The organism is Siphonobacter aquaeclarae (assembly GCF_900103285.1).
In the GTDB taxonomy this organism is placed as follows: Bacteria; Bacteroidota; Bacteroidia; order Cytophagales; family Spirosomataceae; genus Siphonobacter; species Siphonobacter aquaeclarae.
This window is the reverse complement of record NZ_FNGS01000005.1, coordinates 162,341-178,186: the sequence shown is the minus strand read 5'-3', so window position 1 is coordinate 178,186 and position 15,846 is coordinate 162,341. Positions and strand designations below refer to the sequence as shown.

Below are 15,846 nucleotides of genomic sequence, written 5' to 3'. Positions count from 1 at the left end.
CTTGCGGGACAATTTCAGACGTTCCGTAGTATGCCAGCAATGAAGAAGTGGATCGGCGATGCGATGGAGTCCCTGATGGGCTCGCGCATGCCGCATATGCAGGTGTTGACCACCGAATACCTTTCACCCGAAATCAAGCGGATCCGGTTTAGCGGCGCAATTTCCGCCATGAATTTTGAGCCGGGACATGCCGTAGCCATCCGCGTGAGCGACACCGAATACAGGAATTACACTCCGTCTTACAGTGATACCACAGCAGGGCTGGTGGATATTATCTTTCATCTGCATGGCCACGGACCGGGAAGCGACCTGGCAAACCGGCTCCAAACCGGAGACAGCCTCCGCATCAGTATGCCCAGGGGATGGAAACACTACGATCCTACGGTCCGAAATCAGGTCGTTTTCGGGGATGAAACCTCGCTGGGATTGGCCAGCATCCTCTTTCCCCTCTTTCGTGCGAATGGTCACCGGTTTCAGTTTCTGCTGGAACTGGAGGAATGTAACCGCGACGTACCAGCCCGGCTGGGGTTGGAAAATGTGAGTATCTTTCCGAAAAGTCAGGCTTTTCGCGACGAAGAACAGATCCGTGCACTTTCTCTCCTGCGCGACCCGGACTGGCGCGGCACGCACTACCTGCTGACGGGAAACGTGACTTCCGTCCGAACATTCCGGAACGTCCTGAGAGAACAACGACATACGGTACGGAGTCAGGGATATTGGCTGGAGGGAAAGATGGGGTTATAGGTCGGGAGTGGACGAAGTACCAGATCCGGCCCCGGGCTGACGCCACGGGGTTAATGGGGTTTGACCCCTCCGGGGTCTGAGGTCGCGGATACCGCAGCGTAAATTCCCGAACAGGTTGTTTCCCGGCGATCAGGAGTTTCGTACCTTCCATACGAATTCACTGCATCGCCCTTAACCATGAAATACACCTGCGCTTTTCTCCTGCTCGCCGGGCTGTTGTCTGCCGGATGGCAACCCAAAGGCCCGCTGACCGACTCCGGGGATATTGCCATCCCCCTGTGCGGCCCGGCGGTACCTACTGCCTTTACGACAGACGGCGCCGGCAAGTTCGCGCCGCTCTTTCCCGGAAGCGGGAAGCATACCTACGCCGTTTCAACCCGAAGCGACAGCGCGCAGCTCTATTTCAGCCAGGGGCTTCGCTTCTACTACAGCTACCACTATACCGAAGCTGTCGCTTCGTTTAAGGAAGCCGCCCGGTTCGATTCCACCCTTGCTATGGCGTATTGGGGCGAAGCGCTGGCCCTGGGTCCGAATATCAACGTCGTTCCCTACCGCATGCCGATGCGGGTACTGGCGGTTGTTGATAAGATGAACCGGTTCGCGGCGCATGCTACCCCGCGGGAACAGGCCCTGATGCATACGCTGAGCGTGCGCTACGAGGCTGATACCACGCAGGCACGCCGGATACAGCTCAATACGGGCTATGCCGACGCGCTGCGGGACATCGCCCGGCAATACCCGGAAGATGCTGATATACAGGTATTATTCATCGATGCCGTCATGAATTGCCACCCCTGGGACCTCTGGAATACCGACGGAACACCCAAGCCCTGGACGCCGGAGGTACTGTCTCTCTGTACCGAAATTCTGAAGAAACATCCGGAGCATCCGGCGGCGCTCCACTACCATATTCACCTGACGGAGGCCTCACACCACCCGGAGGCTTCGATTCCCAGTGCAGAAACGCTCCGGAATACGGTTCCGGGCATCGCTCACATGGTCCACATGGCTAGCCATACCTATGCGCGGACGGGCCAGTTTTCAAAAGGTGTGGCGGTTAACGATATTGCCGACCATGACTTCGCCGCGTACGATGCGCTCGCTCCTCAACTCACCATCCGGCAGCTGTATCAGCGCCCGATGATGCATTACTACCATGTTCAAACCCATTGCGCAATGAACCTGGGGGCGGCCAAGCTGACCGCCACCCTTGCTGATCGCTGCCGTAAAAGTGTTTCTCCGGAGTTTTTCAAAGGCCCCCAAACCCTTTCGCTCGTAGCTCAATACGTATATGCAACGCCGGAACTCGCGCTGGTACGCCTTGGAAAATGGGAAGAAATCCTTCGTCAGCCCGCTCCCGACCCTGCCCTGCCCTATGCCTATTTTCTGCATCAATGGGCCACAGGTATGGCATTGGTGCGGACGGGCGATACGGCCGGAGCATCCCGCCTGCTTGCCTGGATGGAGACGGCCCGGCAAAACCCCGGGCTGGCAATCCGCTATTACAACGCCCCGGCAGAGAGTTGCCTGATCGCGCAGAAAATCCTCGAAGGCGAACTCGCAGCGGCGCAGGGAGCAAACGCAAAAGCTGTCCTCGCCCTGCAGGAAGCCGTCCAAACTGAAGATGCGCTGATCTACCGGGAACCGATGGACTGGCCGCTGCCCGCCCGCCATTACCTCGGAGCCCTGCTCGTCAAACAAAAGCAATGGAAAAAAGCCGAAGAAGTTTACCGGAAAGACCTCGTCCATAATCCGAACAACGGATGGTCAGAAACCGGCCTCTCGGCAAGCCTCCGCGCGCAGCACAAAACCGCCGAAGCCCGTGTTTATGCCCGGAAATCAAAAGCGGCCTTTGCCCAGGCAGACATCCGGATTACGGCCTCTGCCCTCTAGGATCGGAACGTCGTCATAAGCTATTGAGAATATTCGACTCACAGGCTTTTACCGGGAACGGCGGATGGCCTTTTCTACTTCCACGGCTACCCAGACCAGCAGCGCAAGTCCGACGGTAATCAGCAGTTCGCGTGCGCTCAGCGGTTGTGTGTGAAACAGGTTATTGAGGAAAGGGACGTAAATAATCGCCGCCTGCAATCCGACAGTCAGCACGACACTGCCGAGAAGGGGTTTGTTGGTCCACAACCCGAGGCTGAACAGCGAGCGTTCTTCCGAACGAATGGCCATGACGTGCGCCAGCTGCCCCAGGCAGAGGACGGTAAAGACCATCGTCTGCCCGTGCGCGTTCCCGTCGTGGAGGGCATATGCCTGCGTTCCGAGCGTGATCGCGGCGAGCAAAGTACCCACCCAGGCGACGTGAATACCCAATCCTCCGGCCAGTATTCCCTGGTCCGGATTTCGCGGCGGCCGCTTCATGGCCTCCGGTTCGCCGCGCTCGCGGGTCAGGGCGATACCGGGCAGTCCGTCCGTCACAAGGTTAATCCAGAGAATATGAATCGGCAGCAGCGGCACCGGCAGTCCCAGGAGCGGCGCCAGGAATAAGGTCAGCAATTCCGCCGTATTACCTGTCAGCACATAGCGGATGAATTTCCGGATATTGCCGAAAATCGTCCGGCCTTCGCGGACGGCGGCTACAATCGTCGCAAAATGATCATCCAGTAAAATCAGGTGCGCGACTTCCCGGGATACATCCGTACCCGTGATGCCCATCGCGATACCGATATCGGCGTGTTTGAGCGCCGGCGCGTCATTGACCCCGTCTCCCGTCATGGCGACGATCTCTCCCCGCTTCTGGAGAGCACGAACGATATCCAGCTTTTGCGACGGCGTTACGCGGGCATACACGCGTATGCCGCCGGCCCTTTTTTCCAGGTCTTCCGCAGAAAAAGTCGCCAGTTCGGCGCCGCTGACAACCGCTTCGCCCGTTTCAAGAATACCGAGTCGCCGGGCAATTGTCGCGGCGGTAATGGGGTGATCTCCCGTTATCATCACCGTTTTGATTCCTGCTTCCTGACACTCTTTCACCGCCCCGGCGGCTTCTTCTCTCGGCGGATCAATAATACCTGCCATGCCAAGCAGGGTCAAATCACGCTCGAGCTCGTCCGGCTTATCGACCGGGGGTTGCTCCGGTACCTTCTTCATGGCGAAGCCGAGTACCCGGAGCCCGTCTTCCAGCATTTTTTGCTGCTTTTCCTTCCAGATGCTTGTGTCTGTGGCGGCTTTTGTCTCCAGTACATCCATCGCGCCTTTTACCAGGACGATGTATCCTTCGGGGCCCCGGTGGATGGTCGTCATACACTTCCGGTCAGCATCAAATGGAATTTCTGTTACCCGCGGGTATTCTTTTTCTACCTCCGGACGGGAGAAGCCCTTTTTTTCGGCATAATCATACAGCGCCATTTCTGTAGCCTCGCCTGTCAGCGTACCATCCGGATTGCGCTGTACGTCGTTGTTGAGCGCCATCGCGCGGAGCAGCCAGTCTTCCTCGTCTCCTTCCATCCGCTCAACCGCCATCTCATTACGGGTCAGCGTCCCGGTTTTATCGGTGCAGATACACGTGACCGAACCCAGGGTTTCGACGGCGGGGAGCTTCCGGATCAGCACATTTTTACGCACCATTTTCCGTGCCCCCAGCGCCAGAGAAATCGTGATGACGGCCGGCAGGGCTTCGGGTATCACGGCTACGGCGAGCGACAGCACCGTCATCAGCATGCGGATGGCGCTTTCGCCCCGGAGGTATCCGATCAGAAAGATGACGGCGCAGATCCCGAGAATGAGGAAGACCAGGGTACGTCCGAACGCCGCCAGCTTCCGCTGCAGAGGCGTCGCGGCATCGGGTTCCTGCAAAAATCCGGCAATTTTGCCCTGTTCGGTTTCTCCGCCGGTTCTGACCACTACCCCGCGCCCGCGCCCCTTCGTCACGAACGTTCCCTTGAAGGCCATATTGGTCTGATCCCCGGGAAGCAGGCTGGCATCAGGCAGCGGCGCTGTTTGTTTGGAAACCGGCAATGACTCACCCGTCAGGCTCGATTCGTTGACTACCAGTTGCTCAGCCACGAGTAGCCGGATATCCGCCGGAACGCTGTTTCCCGCTTCCAGAAGCAGCACATCTCCCGGAACGAGCTCCCGGGCAGGCACGGTACGGGCCGACCCGTCGCGCAGTACCACCGCATTCGTTCCGGCCAGTTGCCGGAGCGCTTCCATCGCTTTTCCCGCCTGAAACTCCTGCACGAACCCGATTACGGCATTGAGCAGAATGATGGCGGCGATGATAAGGGTATCTGTCAGTTCTCCCAGAAACCCGGAGATCACGGCCGTCGCGATCAGCACAAGAATCATAAAGTCCTGAAACTGATGAAGAAACAGTTTCCAGACCGGCGTCTTCCGGGCATCGGGTACTTCATTGTATCCATACCGGGTTTGCCGCTCGGCGACAGCGGCGGCTGTCAATCCGTTTTCGGCAGTACCCAGTGCGTGGAGGACCTCTTCGGTCGACTGGTCAACATACATATGTTTCAGTTTTTCGGGAAGAGGAGAAAACGCCGTTCCAGCGGGCGAAAACACAGAGACCCGCCGGCAGTTTGCCGACGGGTCTGAAAATCAACGGGTCTGTCAGGGCTCTGCGATCTGCAGGACGATGCGGCCTTCGATTTCTCCTTTTTTCATCTGTTCGAAAACCGTGTTGATGTCTTCCAGCCGGGCCATGTGAACGGTGGGTTTTACCTTTCCTTCCACCGCAAACGAAATCGCCTCCTGCATGTCTTTCCGGGTACCAACGATCGATCCGCGTACAGTATACCTGTTGAGAACCGTATCAAAAATCGGCAGGTCAAAGCTTCCCGGCGGCAGGCCGTTGAGGGAAATAGTCCCTTTTCGTCGCAGCGCGGATAGTCCCTGCTGAAATGCAATGGGCGATACCGCCGTCACCAGTACCCCGTGCATACCGCCGGTTTCTTTCCTGAGGTAGGCGCCAGGATCTTCCTTGCGGGCGTTGACTGTCAGGTCAGCGCCAAGCTTACGGGCCAATTCCAGCTTGTCGTCTGCCACGTCGATTGCCGCGACGTGCAAACCCATGGCTTTGGCGTATTGAACCGCCAGGTGACCGAGACCACCCACACCCGACACAGCCACCCATTCGCCGGGTTTGGTGTCGGTTTCTTTCAGGCCTTTGTAGACGGTGACGCCGGCGCAGGTAATCGGCGCCATTTCTGCAAAGTTGACGCCGGCGGGAAAATGCGCCACGTAGCGGGCGTCGGCAACGACATATTCGGCATAGCTGCCGTCGACGCTATACCCGCCGTTTTGCTGGGATTCGCATAGGGTTTCCCAGCCGGTGATGCAGTACTCGCACGTGCCGCAGGCGCTGAACAGCCAGGGCACGCCGACGATATCTCCCTCCTTGACCTGATCAACTCCCCTGCCCAATGCCACGACGTACCCTACCCCCTCGTGTCCGGGAATAAGCGGCAGCTTGGGTTTAACGGGCCAGTCGCCCTCACAGGCGTGCAGATCGGTATGGCACACACCGCTGGTGATAATTTTGACGAGTACCTGATTTTCTCCGGGTTCTCTGACCGGTACTTCTTCGATGGCCAGCGGCGCGCCGAATGCGCGGAGCACGGCAGCTTTCATGGTTTTCGGTATCATAGGCGACTTTCGGATGGATAGCGTTTCCATCACAAAGAACCACGGGATTCATTTCGTCTTCAATGATTCTTCGCAGTCGCCGGAATGACGAATGTCAGATCAGGGGGCGTCGCGCACGCAGCGCACGGAAAAAGCAGCTTCTTTTTCACCGTCGTTTTGTGCAAACAGGCGGCCGCTCCCCGCGCCGAAGTTCAGAAACCAGGCCATTCCCGGTTCTCCCTCCGTATCCATCCAGTAGAAGCCATGGGCGTTCCCGCGGGCAAACGATCCGTCGGCGCGCCGGCCTCCTCCCAATGCCGCCTCGAATCCCGATTTTCCTCCTTTCAGCAGCGCCTGGAAAGCGGCTTCGCCGTTACCTTGTTGCGGATGAAACACCCCGCCGAACGCGGCGGCAAGCCCAAGCCAGTCTTCACGCGCCGGCAGGCGCCACCCCTCGCCGAGCTGCGTACATACGTTCCGGGCCACGCGAAACGTGTAAAGGCGACCGTAATCGGCTCCTTTCGCCGGGTCATTTTCATACCACCAGGATTCTTCCGTGGCGAAATTGAGGTTGCGCATCAGCCACAGCCGGTTGTCCGGCATCCGTTTCCAGGGATACAAATTCCCGTCCGGATCGCGTACGAGACCCGCGTCCGTCTGGGCATGTGCCACAGCGCCCAGGAGACTAAGCAACAAAACCGGAAGAATCCGCATTGGCGAATCGGTTAGAGCAGGAAGAAAAGATACGCCGTTTCGGTAAGAAGACCGGCCACAGGACTCAAAAATTTATCCCCCGGAAAACAAAGAAGCCACCCTCACCAAGGATGGCTTACTCAACTCATGGAATTCGAGTGTTCACTAAACAATTGAAGGCTGTATCAGGTAGGGTTTTCTGAGGCGGATCGGGGAGATGGCGGTCGCCCCGTCAGAAAACCCTGAAAAAATCATGTCTTTTTCCGGGTCGAAATTCTTTCCGATTTCCCGAAATCACCCTCATATCAATCGGGAAGGCAAAATGTAACCTACCCTATTCGAAAAATCATATAAATTAGCATTAATTCATTGAAAGTTGTTAGAAAAATACAATCACTAGTTGACAGGTATTTTTCGTCGTTTTATGGCGCGAAGACCGCAAAAAAAGCCGGAGCTAACTGCCCCGGCATTTTTTGTCTATCCTGTCGCGGCGCTGTCAGGAACAGACTTCACCAGGGTCTGCTCCGGTAGCGCCGGGTCCTTCCGACCAGGACCTTTTACCGTCTGTCTGTCATGCTTTCTATCAGCATTTTGATCAGGTAGTCTTTTTCCTTGATCTGTTCTTTCAGAAATTCGTTTTCGTTTCTCCATTCGAACAAAGTCTGCCGCTGGCCGATCTCGTCGCTTCCGGTCTCTCCTCCGTAATTCATGATTTCAAGCAGGGAAGCATTCGTCAGCTGCCCGATCTTTTCAAGTAGCGCGCTATCGGATATCAGTTGCCGTTTGAAGATATCATACACCCCGCTGACGGACATACCGAGGAATGCGGAAGCTTTCAGGACAGAAATCCCCTTGTCCTTCATTATCCTCCTGATATTCAAGCCTATGTGATTGAGTTCCATAGATGTCAATTAATGTTGAGCCAAAGTGGAAAAAGTGAAAAAACGGAGTTTTTTCAGGCGTACTCGTCCCATTTCTCGAGCAACAAGTGGAAGGATTTTCCTTCTGACGGGAAGCAGGTTTCCCGTTCGGTTTGACGGAACCGGGCGGCAGAAGGTGTAAAGCAGAAAGTCACGACCGGAAGCATATCATTCCGGGATGCCGCGGCAGGAAGCCGGATCAGCCTCTTACCGCAACCGGCTCTCTTCCGGAGGCGAAAGGAGTGTTCGAAGAAAACATGTCAGATTAAGAAGCATTTTAGGTTCGTAAGATTTGTCGAAAGGTGGAACAAAGAAAACAGATAGTACGACCTAGTACTTATATTTTAGATAAATAGCGTTTTTCGGTAGTTTTTTTGTAGTGTTTTTGCTACAAACTGTCTACACACTCTTGCGCGCTTCCTTGATGCAAAATCGGCAGATCGCGGTTTCTGATTCGGCACCGCCCGGGGATAATCACCCTCCGCTCTACCTGTCGGCGCAGCATACCGGCGACCTGCCTAATTGTATCCTACGGATTGATTTTACCTCTCGCGAGCGAGATACCAATGCATTTTTCATTCCCGCTTATTTCATCACTTGTTATTTTGAAATTATCAAAAAAATAAACCCAGAGCCCAGCAGGCTAAGGGTTTACCATATTCCTTTCAACTAAATATAACAAGGGGTATTATAGTCCGCATTTATTACCGCCATTCATTCACAACATAAAACAACAATAGTCGCACCTCCAAATATAAAATATTTTATCCTATACCCTGCCATTATTCTCTTCCAAATGATCAAAAGAAATAAATATCATTATCTATTTCCCTGTTCTTTTCTTTCTGTTGAAATGCATTAAAACTGTTGTACCTTCTTACTTACCAGTCATTTTTTCAATCAGCATTTTGATCAGGTAATCCTTCTCCTTAATCTGTTCCTTCAGAAATTCATTCTCCGTCTTCCACTCAAAAATGGCCCTTTCGTAACTGGAAATGGTGTCTTCGTCCTCACGAAAACGCCCGGAGGCATCGTGGCTGAGTATTTCAGCCACCGGTTCTTCCGTCAATTCAGCTATTTTTTCAAGCAGTGCATCGTCCGTTATACTTTTCCTTTTGAAAATGTCGTATACACCGCTGACCGACATACCCAGAAACTTAGCTGTTTCTGAAACAGAAATACCTTTCAACTTTAATATTCTTCTGATGGTAAAGCCCGTATGATTTTGATTGAATTCCATAATTCAGGCATCATTAAATGTTCAAGTCGGTGGAGAAATTCCGTACGATTCATCATACGCGAAAGTGATTCACCATTGCATACGCAGGTATTCTGAAATCACTTCTGATGTCAGGGATGTTGCACAGAAATTTCCATTTTTCCTTTAAAAAACAAACTGTTTCACAGTAAAAATGTTTGGATTTCTGCGGCATAAAAACGAGCAAGAAGCCGGATTCTTTGTAGAATCAGCTTCCTGCTCTGTTTTATTGTTAAAAAGTGATTTTTATTACTTTCTTAAGGAACTACAACCCGTATGGAGGTGGGCCTGGATTCGTTTTCAAGCCGGATTACGTACAGACCGGAAGCGAGACCGGCTGATTCCAGACGCACTTCGTTTTTCCCTTTTGCAAGGTCAACCGGACGTACCGCTAACCGGCGGCCGCTCAGGTCCAGCAGGGAGATCGTTGCTCGACCGGCGAGCTGATCGTCCCCGTAATCGACCAGTATCCGTACGTTGCGGGCCGGATCAGCATAAGCAGAAAGGACTAGTCCTACGTAACTGTCGAACTGCACAGATTGTATTCCGGATAACGACGCCGTTCCGTCATTATCTACCTGACGCAGCCGATAGTAATGAATACGGGACTTGTCCGGTGCTACATCGGTAAAGCTGTAGGTATTCCTGCTGCTTGTCGTACCCTTGCCGAAGACTTTCCCGATCGATTCAAAGGTTTTGCCGTTGACCGAATGGAGTATTTCGAAGAAGGCGTTGTTCCGTTCCGAGCTCGTCGTCCACTCGAGGCGTGCATCTGCACCGACGACCGTAGCCTGAAACCGCGACAGGGTCACAGGGGTCGGCGCTTCGACGAGTACCGTCGTCGTAGCCGACTGGTTAGTGCCTACCGGGTCGCTGACACCTGCTCCGAAGACCGTCGATCCGACCGTAACAGCCGCCGAGCCCGTTGCCACGCCCCGGATCGGCAGGTGGATTTCGCAGCCGGTACCGCTCGGCAGCGGCTGGCTGTTCCGGATCTGGACGGTGGTGGTCGTGCCGGTTACGCCCGAGGTGAAGACCGACCACAGGTTGCCGCAGCCGTCGGTGATTGTAAAGGGCGTCACCCAGTTGATAATCGCTGTGTTGATCGTGATGGTCACCCGCGCCGAGCCGGTCGGCAGCGTCCCCGGGCCGTTCTGGTTTACGACGAGCAGGAGTTCTCCTGCGCCGTTGACGTTAAGGGTCGCGGGTACGGGATCGATCGAAACGACCTCCAGGTCGCCGGACTGCGCCTGCGCACGAACCAGGATTCCTCCGAAGAGAAGAAAGAAGAAGGCTAAACGCTTGAAAGAGAGTGTCATTGTCGTTACAGTTTGGTGACGGTATTTGCGATGGCGTTGTTATTGGTGGGGGTTTCGCCTCCACCGGTTCCGTTGGTGATTGTCACCGTGTTATTCAGGGAGCCGGGGGTACCTGTTGCCCGGGTGATGGTGAAGCCGATGAACTTGACGCCCAACGAGGGAATCACGACGCCGGACTTGGATACGATTTTAAACCGCGTCGTTTCCTGCGTGATGTCGAACTCGGCATTATTGAGAGTGAACGTTTCGCCGTCGATCACGACGCTGGATACGCTCTTCGGCGTAATCGTCAGCCCGGTAGCTGTTCCGAAGCGGGTCACGAAGAACTCGATCGTACCGGAGGTTGCCATCGGTCCGACGTTGCTGACCGCCACGACGTAGTCAACCGACTGCCCCGGCAGCAACTGAAGCGAGGTAAAGAACTGCGACGGAGTCAGGTCCGGGTATGGGCAGGAAACGCTGCCCGCGGGTACTTCCCGCGTGTCGACATAGGCCGAATACACGTCGGTAATCGTCAGCGCGCCACCCACAGAGCCTACCTTGATGACGATTTCGTCGAAGTCTTTTGTCGTCTTAAAACCAACATTGTAGACACCCGCGCCAGGTCCCAGCCAGGGAATGATGACAGCGAAGTTGATCAGGTTGCCACCCGTTTTGGATTCCATCAGCACCCCATTGTTGTAGGTTTCGATGGTAATGGCGTCGAACAAAGAAGCTTGCAGGAAATTATTGACATCCCGGATAGCAAAACCCGCGTAGGAACCCGCCGGATAGGTAGTGGACGGATCCACGACGCTGATGGCGCCTTGCGACAGGAAACCAGCCGCAATCTGAATACGGGCATATTTTGACGCATCTCCTGTCGCGACATTCCAGATATCCTGGATCGTACAGGCCCCGCACGCCGCGCCGGTGATACCGCTGCGCGCCGAGTTGATTACGGCCGGATACTTCGGCGCCTTCAGCCAGAAGGTATTGTTACAGGTCAGCAAACCCGGACAGGACTTCTGCACGACCAGGTTATAGATCTTTACATTTCCGAGGTTTCCACCGACCAGCTGACTGAAGGAAATCTTGACCTCGTCGAAATCAGCGGTTGCGACGATTCCCACCACTTGGCGGCTCACGCCGGTCAGCAACGACGAAGTCGCGCCGACGATCAGGGAGTTGCCGGTACCCGACTGAACCAGCGCGCCATTGTTATAAAGGGAAACCGTCATGCTGCTCAGAATACCCCCTGAAAGCAGCGTCCCCGCTTCCACATCAAACCCGGCGAAGCTACCGGCCTGGTAGGTATCGAGGGCGTTTCCGACGGCAAACTGGGCGGTAGACGCCGCCCCGGCAACGAGAACAACCGTGGCATAGTTTGTCGTATCAGCATCGGTAACCCGCTCAGAATCATTGATCTGACACCCGACACAACCGAGAGACGTGATACCGGTATTCGCTCCGTCGACATACACCGGGAAAGCCGGATTTGTCAGCCGGGTCTGCGTATTACAGGCAAGGGCCGGACCGGCGCAGAACTTCCGGATCACCGCGCCGAATACCTGCGTGGTACCAAGGGAGAGGCTGGCGGTCTGGGTAATGGTCAGCCGGATTTCATCAAACGGCACGGTAGCATTCAGCCCTACCAGCTGGCGGCCGGTTCCGGAAGCCAGCGAACTCGCCAGCGAAACGAGGCTTCCCCCGGATACCGTCTGCACCGGCGTATTCGGTGTTGCGCTGGCTGAATTGTACAGGGAGACCGTCAGCCCGCTGAGAAGATTAACCCCGATCAGGCTCGGGTTGTTGATGTCAAAACCGGCAAACGTTCCGGCAGGCCAGGGCGTCAGTTCTTTCCGGACGGAAATGGACCCGGAAGTAAGGGCGCCGGCGCCGATGGTGATGCTTGCATAGTTGGTCGTATTTCCGTCGAGCAGGTTGCCCAGGCCGGTTACACTGCCAAGGGCGGCTCCGCCGGAAATCCCCGTGCGTTGGTTGTTGATCAGGACAGGATAAGTACTTTCGTTGAGGTAGGTAGACGTGTTACAGGCCATCGCCGGTCCTTCGCAGAACTTCTTCACCACGGCGCCGTAAATACGCGTCTGCCCCAGGTCGAGAGAGATAAGTCCCTGATTGATCGTAAACTGAATTTCGTCGAACGCTTTTGTCGCCACGAAACCGACTACCTGCCGGCCAGAGGCGGTCAGGAACCCGGCACCGAGCAGCAACCCGGCGCCCGACTGGCTTTCCTGCGATACGCCATCCTTATAGGTAGTGACGGTAATACCGCCGAGCAGGCTGACGTCGAGCAGGGACGTATTCTGAATATCGAACCCGGCGAACGTACCGGCGGGATAGTCGGTCACCGCGTCTTTCACGGCCAGGCTGATGTTTCCGACGAGTCCGACGGTCGTCGTCACCGACGCATAGGTTGCCGGATCGTTGTCGATCACATTGCCCGTATTGGCCAGTACCGAGAGCGACAGCCCGCTTACGCCGGTATGCTCGGTGGCGATAACAGCCGGGTACGCCGGCGCTGTGAGCGCCGTATTGGCGTTGCAGGTCAGTGCAGGACCCGCTGCGAACGCGCGCATGACAGCATAGTACACGTCAAAATTGGCTGCGCCGATACCGGTATAGCTGTACGTAATGGCAATGGCATCGTAAGAAAGCGTGGTAAAAAAACCGGCCTCGTATGCGCCGCCAAGGTCCACCAGCGAAAGCGCGGAGGACAGTACTTTCGACTCCCGCTCCACCCCGTCGAGGTAGGTCCGGACGGTAATCGAAAAGGCGCCGACACCCAGATCGCCGGGGTTAACAACGAAGCCGGCGAAGTTTCCGGCCTGGTAATCGTTTACCGGATCCGTGACGCGAATCGAAGCTGACCCGCCGAGTACGACGTTGGCTCGGGCATAGTTACCCAGGTCGCTGTCGATAACCCGCGCCGGGCACGCGCCGTTGAACGAGCACCCGGCCCAGGACGAAAGTCCGGTTGTTGCGCTCGTCTGTGTGACGGCAAAGGAAGGCGTGCCGCCGTTGACGATGGCCGTCGACGTCAGTACGTTCGGCGTCAGTTTGCTTTGCTGCGCCCAGAGGGTACCGACAAGGAGCCATTGCAAAAGGAGTGCAACGGACATGAGAAGCATCCGCCAATGCCTGCTGCATGCGCCGTGCACTCCTTTGTTTGAACAGAAAGTAGACCTGATCATCATTCATTTCCGATTTAAAGTTGAACATGTTTTTACTAGCGATGAACCCATCACCTTAAAAATAAATAGAGCTATAATAACAGACAGAATACCCGAAACAATCAGCGGTTTACAGATGCCAATTAATAGCATTTGGTTAGTTAAAAAACAGGAATAAGGAGATAATTTTCAAAAAGAATAGAATTACAGCAAAAATCCGATTTCAAGCATAAAAACCTGATAATCAGATATAAAAATACAGTCCATGAACTGTATTTTTACAACATAATTGCAGTAATAGTCGATTATTTGTTACAATTATTTTTCAGTAACGATTCATTTTGTTTCTATAGTATTGCTATTTTAAATCGACATTTGTTATATCATTTCATCATTGAATTAATGGTTAAAACAGGCGCTTAATCAACAAAAAGTAACGCTTAAATATCCGTCTTATACCCGGAAACAGCTATCCTTAAAAGGCTCTTCTCCAGAAAAGACACGGACATAACCGTACTCCGGCAGGACACCCATCCACTGCCGGCCGGCCGGCCCCGGTTTTGCTCAGGTGACAAAGCGAATTGTTTTGATTTTCTTAACTTTGATGCATGGAACAAGAGGTAACGTCCGACTTCGCGTCGGAACTGAAGCTCCGGGGATTCCGGGCATACGAGATCTGCAGTGACTCGCCTGTGATGCGGAACTATGCGCGGAAGGATTTTTTCAAGATTTGCCTCAACAACGGGCGGAACATTGTTCACTATTCCGACAAGAGCTATGACGTCGAAGGCAGCCTGCTCTTTTTCGGCAACCCGCACATCCCCTATTCCTGGGAAACCGTCGCGACTTCCTATACCGGCTATGCCTGCCTGTTTTCGGAGTCCTTTTTCCGGCAGGGCGAGCGTTCCGAGAGCCTGCTGCATTCGCCGCTGTTCCGGCTCGACGGCACGCCGATTTTCCGTCTCAACGACGGGCAGCGGCAATATGTCAGCTCTCTTTTCCAGCGGATGATTGAGGAGCAGGCTACCGGATATGCCTTCAGGGACGACCTCATCCGCAATTTCATTCACCTGCTTATTCATGAAGCGCTGAAAATTCAGCCGTCTGAAAGTCTTCCCGAAAGCCGGAACGCATCTTCGCGGCTGACACGTATCTTCTTTGAATTGCTCGAACGGCAGTTTCCGATCGAAAACGCCGGACAGCCGCTTCGCCTCCGGACGGCGCAGGACTATGCCGGCGGGCTCTCGGTACACGTCAACTACCTCAACCGATCGGTAAAGGAAACCACCGGCAAACCCACGACCTCCCATATCAACGAGCGGATCGTAACCGAAGCGAGGGCGCTGCTGCAGCATACCGACTGGCCCGTCGCCGAAATTGCCTATTCCCTCGGCTTCGAATACCCGACGTATTTCAACAATTTCTTCAAGCGGTACACAGGAGAAACGCCGACCAACATCCGGCACCGGAAGGTTTGATATTCTTAGGCATCCGTTTGATATCCGTTAACGGCAACCGGGTACAGCGGCGGAACTTTGCCATGTCATTCGTGTGATGACCGCAAACTACCCGCTTTATGCCCTCGATTTTTGAACGGGACCGGGCCGGAGAAACCATCCATCCCGACGATCCCGGGTACCCGGCCCTGGCGGCCGTAATCGCCAAGGCCACCCGCAAAACAGCCGAACTCAATACCCTGGTAAGCGATGATCCGGCGCGTGTCCGGGAAATTTTCAGTGAAATCACGGCAAAGGAAATTGATCCTTCCTTTTACCTGATTCCGCCTTTTTACACGGATTTCGGGGAAAACATCCGGATCGGAAAGAATGTCTTCGTCAACCACGCCTGCACGTTTATGGACCGCGGCGGGATCACCCTGGAAGACAATGTACTGATCGGGCCGAAGGTCAACCTGATCACTACCAACCACCCGCTGAATCCAGCCGAACGGAGGGCAACGATCTCTCATCCCATTCACATCGGCCGGAATGCATGGATCGGCGCAGCGGCAACGGTCCTCCCCGGCGTTACGATTGGTGAAAATGCGATCGTTGCCGCAGGTGCAGTCGTGACAGCGGATGTTCCGCCCAATACGGTGGTTGCCGGCGTACCTGCCAAAGTCATACGTTCGGTATGATACGACTGCTGTCGGTGTTTAT

Annotated in this window: 11 protein-coding genes; 4 read left to right on the top strand and 7 right to left on the bottom strand. The window is 54.8% G+C overall.

Annotated elements, in window-relative coordinates; genetic code table 11:
• Positions 1–39 precede the first annotated feature (39 nt).
• A complete protein-coding gene (locus BLR09_RS14000) occupies positions 40–744 on the top strand; it encodes a siderophore-interacting protein (protein ID WP_176785548.1) in 705 nt (234 codons plus the stop codon).
• Positions 745–921: 177 nt separating this feature from the next.
• Positions 922–2,637 (top strand): tetratricopeptide repeat protein, encoded by a 1,716-nt coding sequence (locus BLR09_RS13995; protein WP_093203277.1) that lies wholly within the window; start codon positions 922–924, stop codon positions 2,635–2,637.
• A 48-nt stretch (positions 2,638–2,685) separates the two neighbouring features.
• Here BLR09_RS13995 and BLR09_RS13990 read toward each other — a convergent pair whose 3' ends face one another.
• The 7 genes from BLR09_RS13990 to BLR09_RS13960 form a co-directional block, all read right to left on the bottom strand.
• The gene (locus BLR09_RS13990; protein WP_093204230.1) at positions 2,686–5,208 is read right to left on the bottom strand and encodes a cation-translocating P-type ATPase; all 2,523 of its coding nucleotides are present in this window, start codon (positions 5,206–5,208) and stop codon (positions 2,686–2,688) included.
• Between the two features lie 102 nt (positions 5,209–5,310).
• A complete protein-coding gene (gene adhP, locus BLR09_RS13985; protein ID WP_245689931.1) occupies positions 5,311–6,330 on the bottom strand; it encodes an alcohol dehydrogenase AdhP in 1,020 nt (339 codons plus the stop codon).
• A 114-nt stretch (positions 6,331–6,444) separates the two neighbouring features.
• Positions 6,445–7,038 (bottom strand): FISUMP domain-containing protein, encoded by a 594-nt coding sequence (locus BLR09_RS13980; RefSeq protein WP_093203272.1) that lies wholly within the window; start codon positions 7,036–7,038, stop codon positions 6,445–6,447.
• 536 nt (positions 7,039–7,574) lie between these two features.
• Positions 7,575–7,919 (bottom strand): hypothetical protein, encoded by a 345-nt coding sequence (locus tag BLR09_RS13975; protein WP_093203270.1) that lies wholly within the window; start codon positions 7,917–7,919, stop codon positions 7,575–7,577.
• 895 nt (positions 7,920–8,814) lie between these two features.
• Positions 8,815–9,177 carry a helix-turn-helix domain-containing protein gene (locus tag BLR09_RS13970; protein ID WP_093203267.1) on the bottom strand — a complete coding sequence of 121 codons (363 nt, stop codon included), beginning with the start codon at positions 9,175–9,177 and terminating at the stop codon, positions 8,815–8,817.
• 275 nt (positions 9,178–9,452) lie between these two features.
• On the bottom strand, positions 9,453–10,514 hold the full coding sequence (locus BLR09_RS13965) for a T9SS type A sorting domain-containing protein (RefSeq protein ID WP_093203265.1): 1,062 nt from the start codon (positions 10,512–10,514) through the stop codon (positions 9,453–9,455).
• A 5-nt stretch (positions 10,515–10,519) separates the two neighbouring features.
• Positions 10,520–13,636: a hypothetical protein gene (locus tag BLR09_RS13960; RefSeq protein ID WP_093203262.1), complete on the bottom strand. Its 3,117-nt coding sequence runs from the start codon at positions 13,634–13,636 to the stop codon at positions 10,520–10,522.
• Between the two features lie 659 nt (positions 13,637–14,295).
• On the opposite strand from BLR09_RS13960, the gene BLR09_RS13950 reads away from it, so the two are divergent.
• Complete coding sequence (locus tag BLR09_RS13950; protein WP_093203257.1) at positions 14,296–15,165, top strand: helix-turn-helix domain-containing protein; 870 nt, start codon at positions 14,296–14,298, stop codon at positions 15,163–15,165.
• 98 nt (positions 15,166–15,263) lie between these two features.
• Entirely contained in the window at positions 15,264–15,824 is a 561-nt protein-coding gene (locus BLR09_RS13945) for a sugar O-acetyltransferase (RefSeq protein WP_093203254.1), read from the top strand.
• Positions 15,825–15,846: the final 22 nt, after the last annotated feature.

What these genes read in the sequence shown, in the direction of transcription:
- BLR09_RS14000 (WP_176785548.1), top strand. Translation starts at nt 40, where the DNA reads ATGAAGAAGTGGATCGGCGATGCGATGGAGTCCCTGATGGGCTCGCGC.
- BLR09_RS13995 (WP_093203277.1), top strand. Translation starts at nt 922, where the DNA reads ATGAAATACACCTGCGCTTTTCTCCTGCTCGCCGGGCTGTTGTCTGCC.
- BLR09_RS13990 (WP_093204230.1), bottom strand. Translation starts at nt 5,208, where the DNA reads ATGTATGTTGACCAGTCGACCGAAGAGGTCCTCCACGCACTGGGTACT.
- adhP (WP_245689931.1), bottom strand. Translation starts at nt 6,330, where the DNA reads ATGAAAGCTGCCGTGCTCCGCGCATTCGGCGCGCCGCTGGCCATCGAA.
- BLR09_RS13980 (WP_093203272.1), bottom strand. Translation starts at nt 7,038, where the DNA reads ATGCGGATTCTTCCGGTTTTGTTGCTTAGTCTCCTGGGCGCTGTGGCA.
- BLR09_RS13975 (WP_093203270.1), bottom strand. Translation starts at nt 7,919, where the DNA reads ATGGAACTCAATCACATAGGCTTGAATATCAGGAGGATAATGAAGGAC.
- BLR09_RS13970 (WP_093203267.1), bottom strand. Translation starts at nt 9,177, where the DNA reads ATGGAATTCAATCAAAATCATACGGGCTTTACCATCAGAAGAATATTA.
- BLR09_RS13965 (WP_093203265.1), bottom strand. Translation starts at nt 10,514, where the DNA reads ATGACACTCTCTTTCAAGCGTTTAGCCTTCTTCTTTCTTCTCTTCGGA.
- BLR09_RS13960 (WP_093203262.1), bottom strand. Translation starts at nt 13,636, where the DNA reads ATGTCCGTTGCACTCCTTTTGCAATGGCTCCTTGTCGGTACCCTCTGG.
- BLR09_RS13950 (WP_093203257.1), top strand. Translation starts at nt 14,296, where the DNA reads ATGGAACAAGAGGTAACGTCCGACTTCGCGTCGGAACTGAAGCTCCGG.
- BLR09_RS13945 (WP_093203254.1), top strand. Translation starts at nt 15,264, where the DNA reads ATGCCCTCGATTTTTGAACGGGACCGGGCCGGAGAAACCATCCATCCC.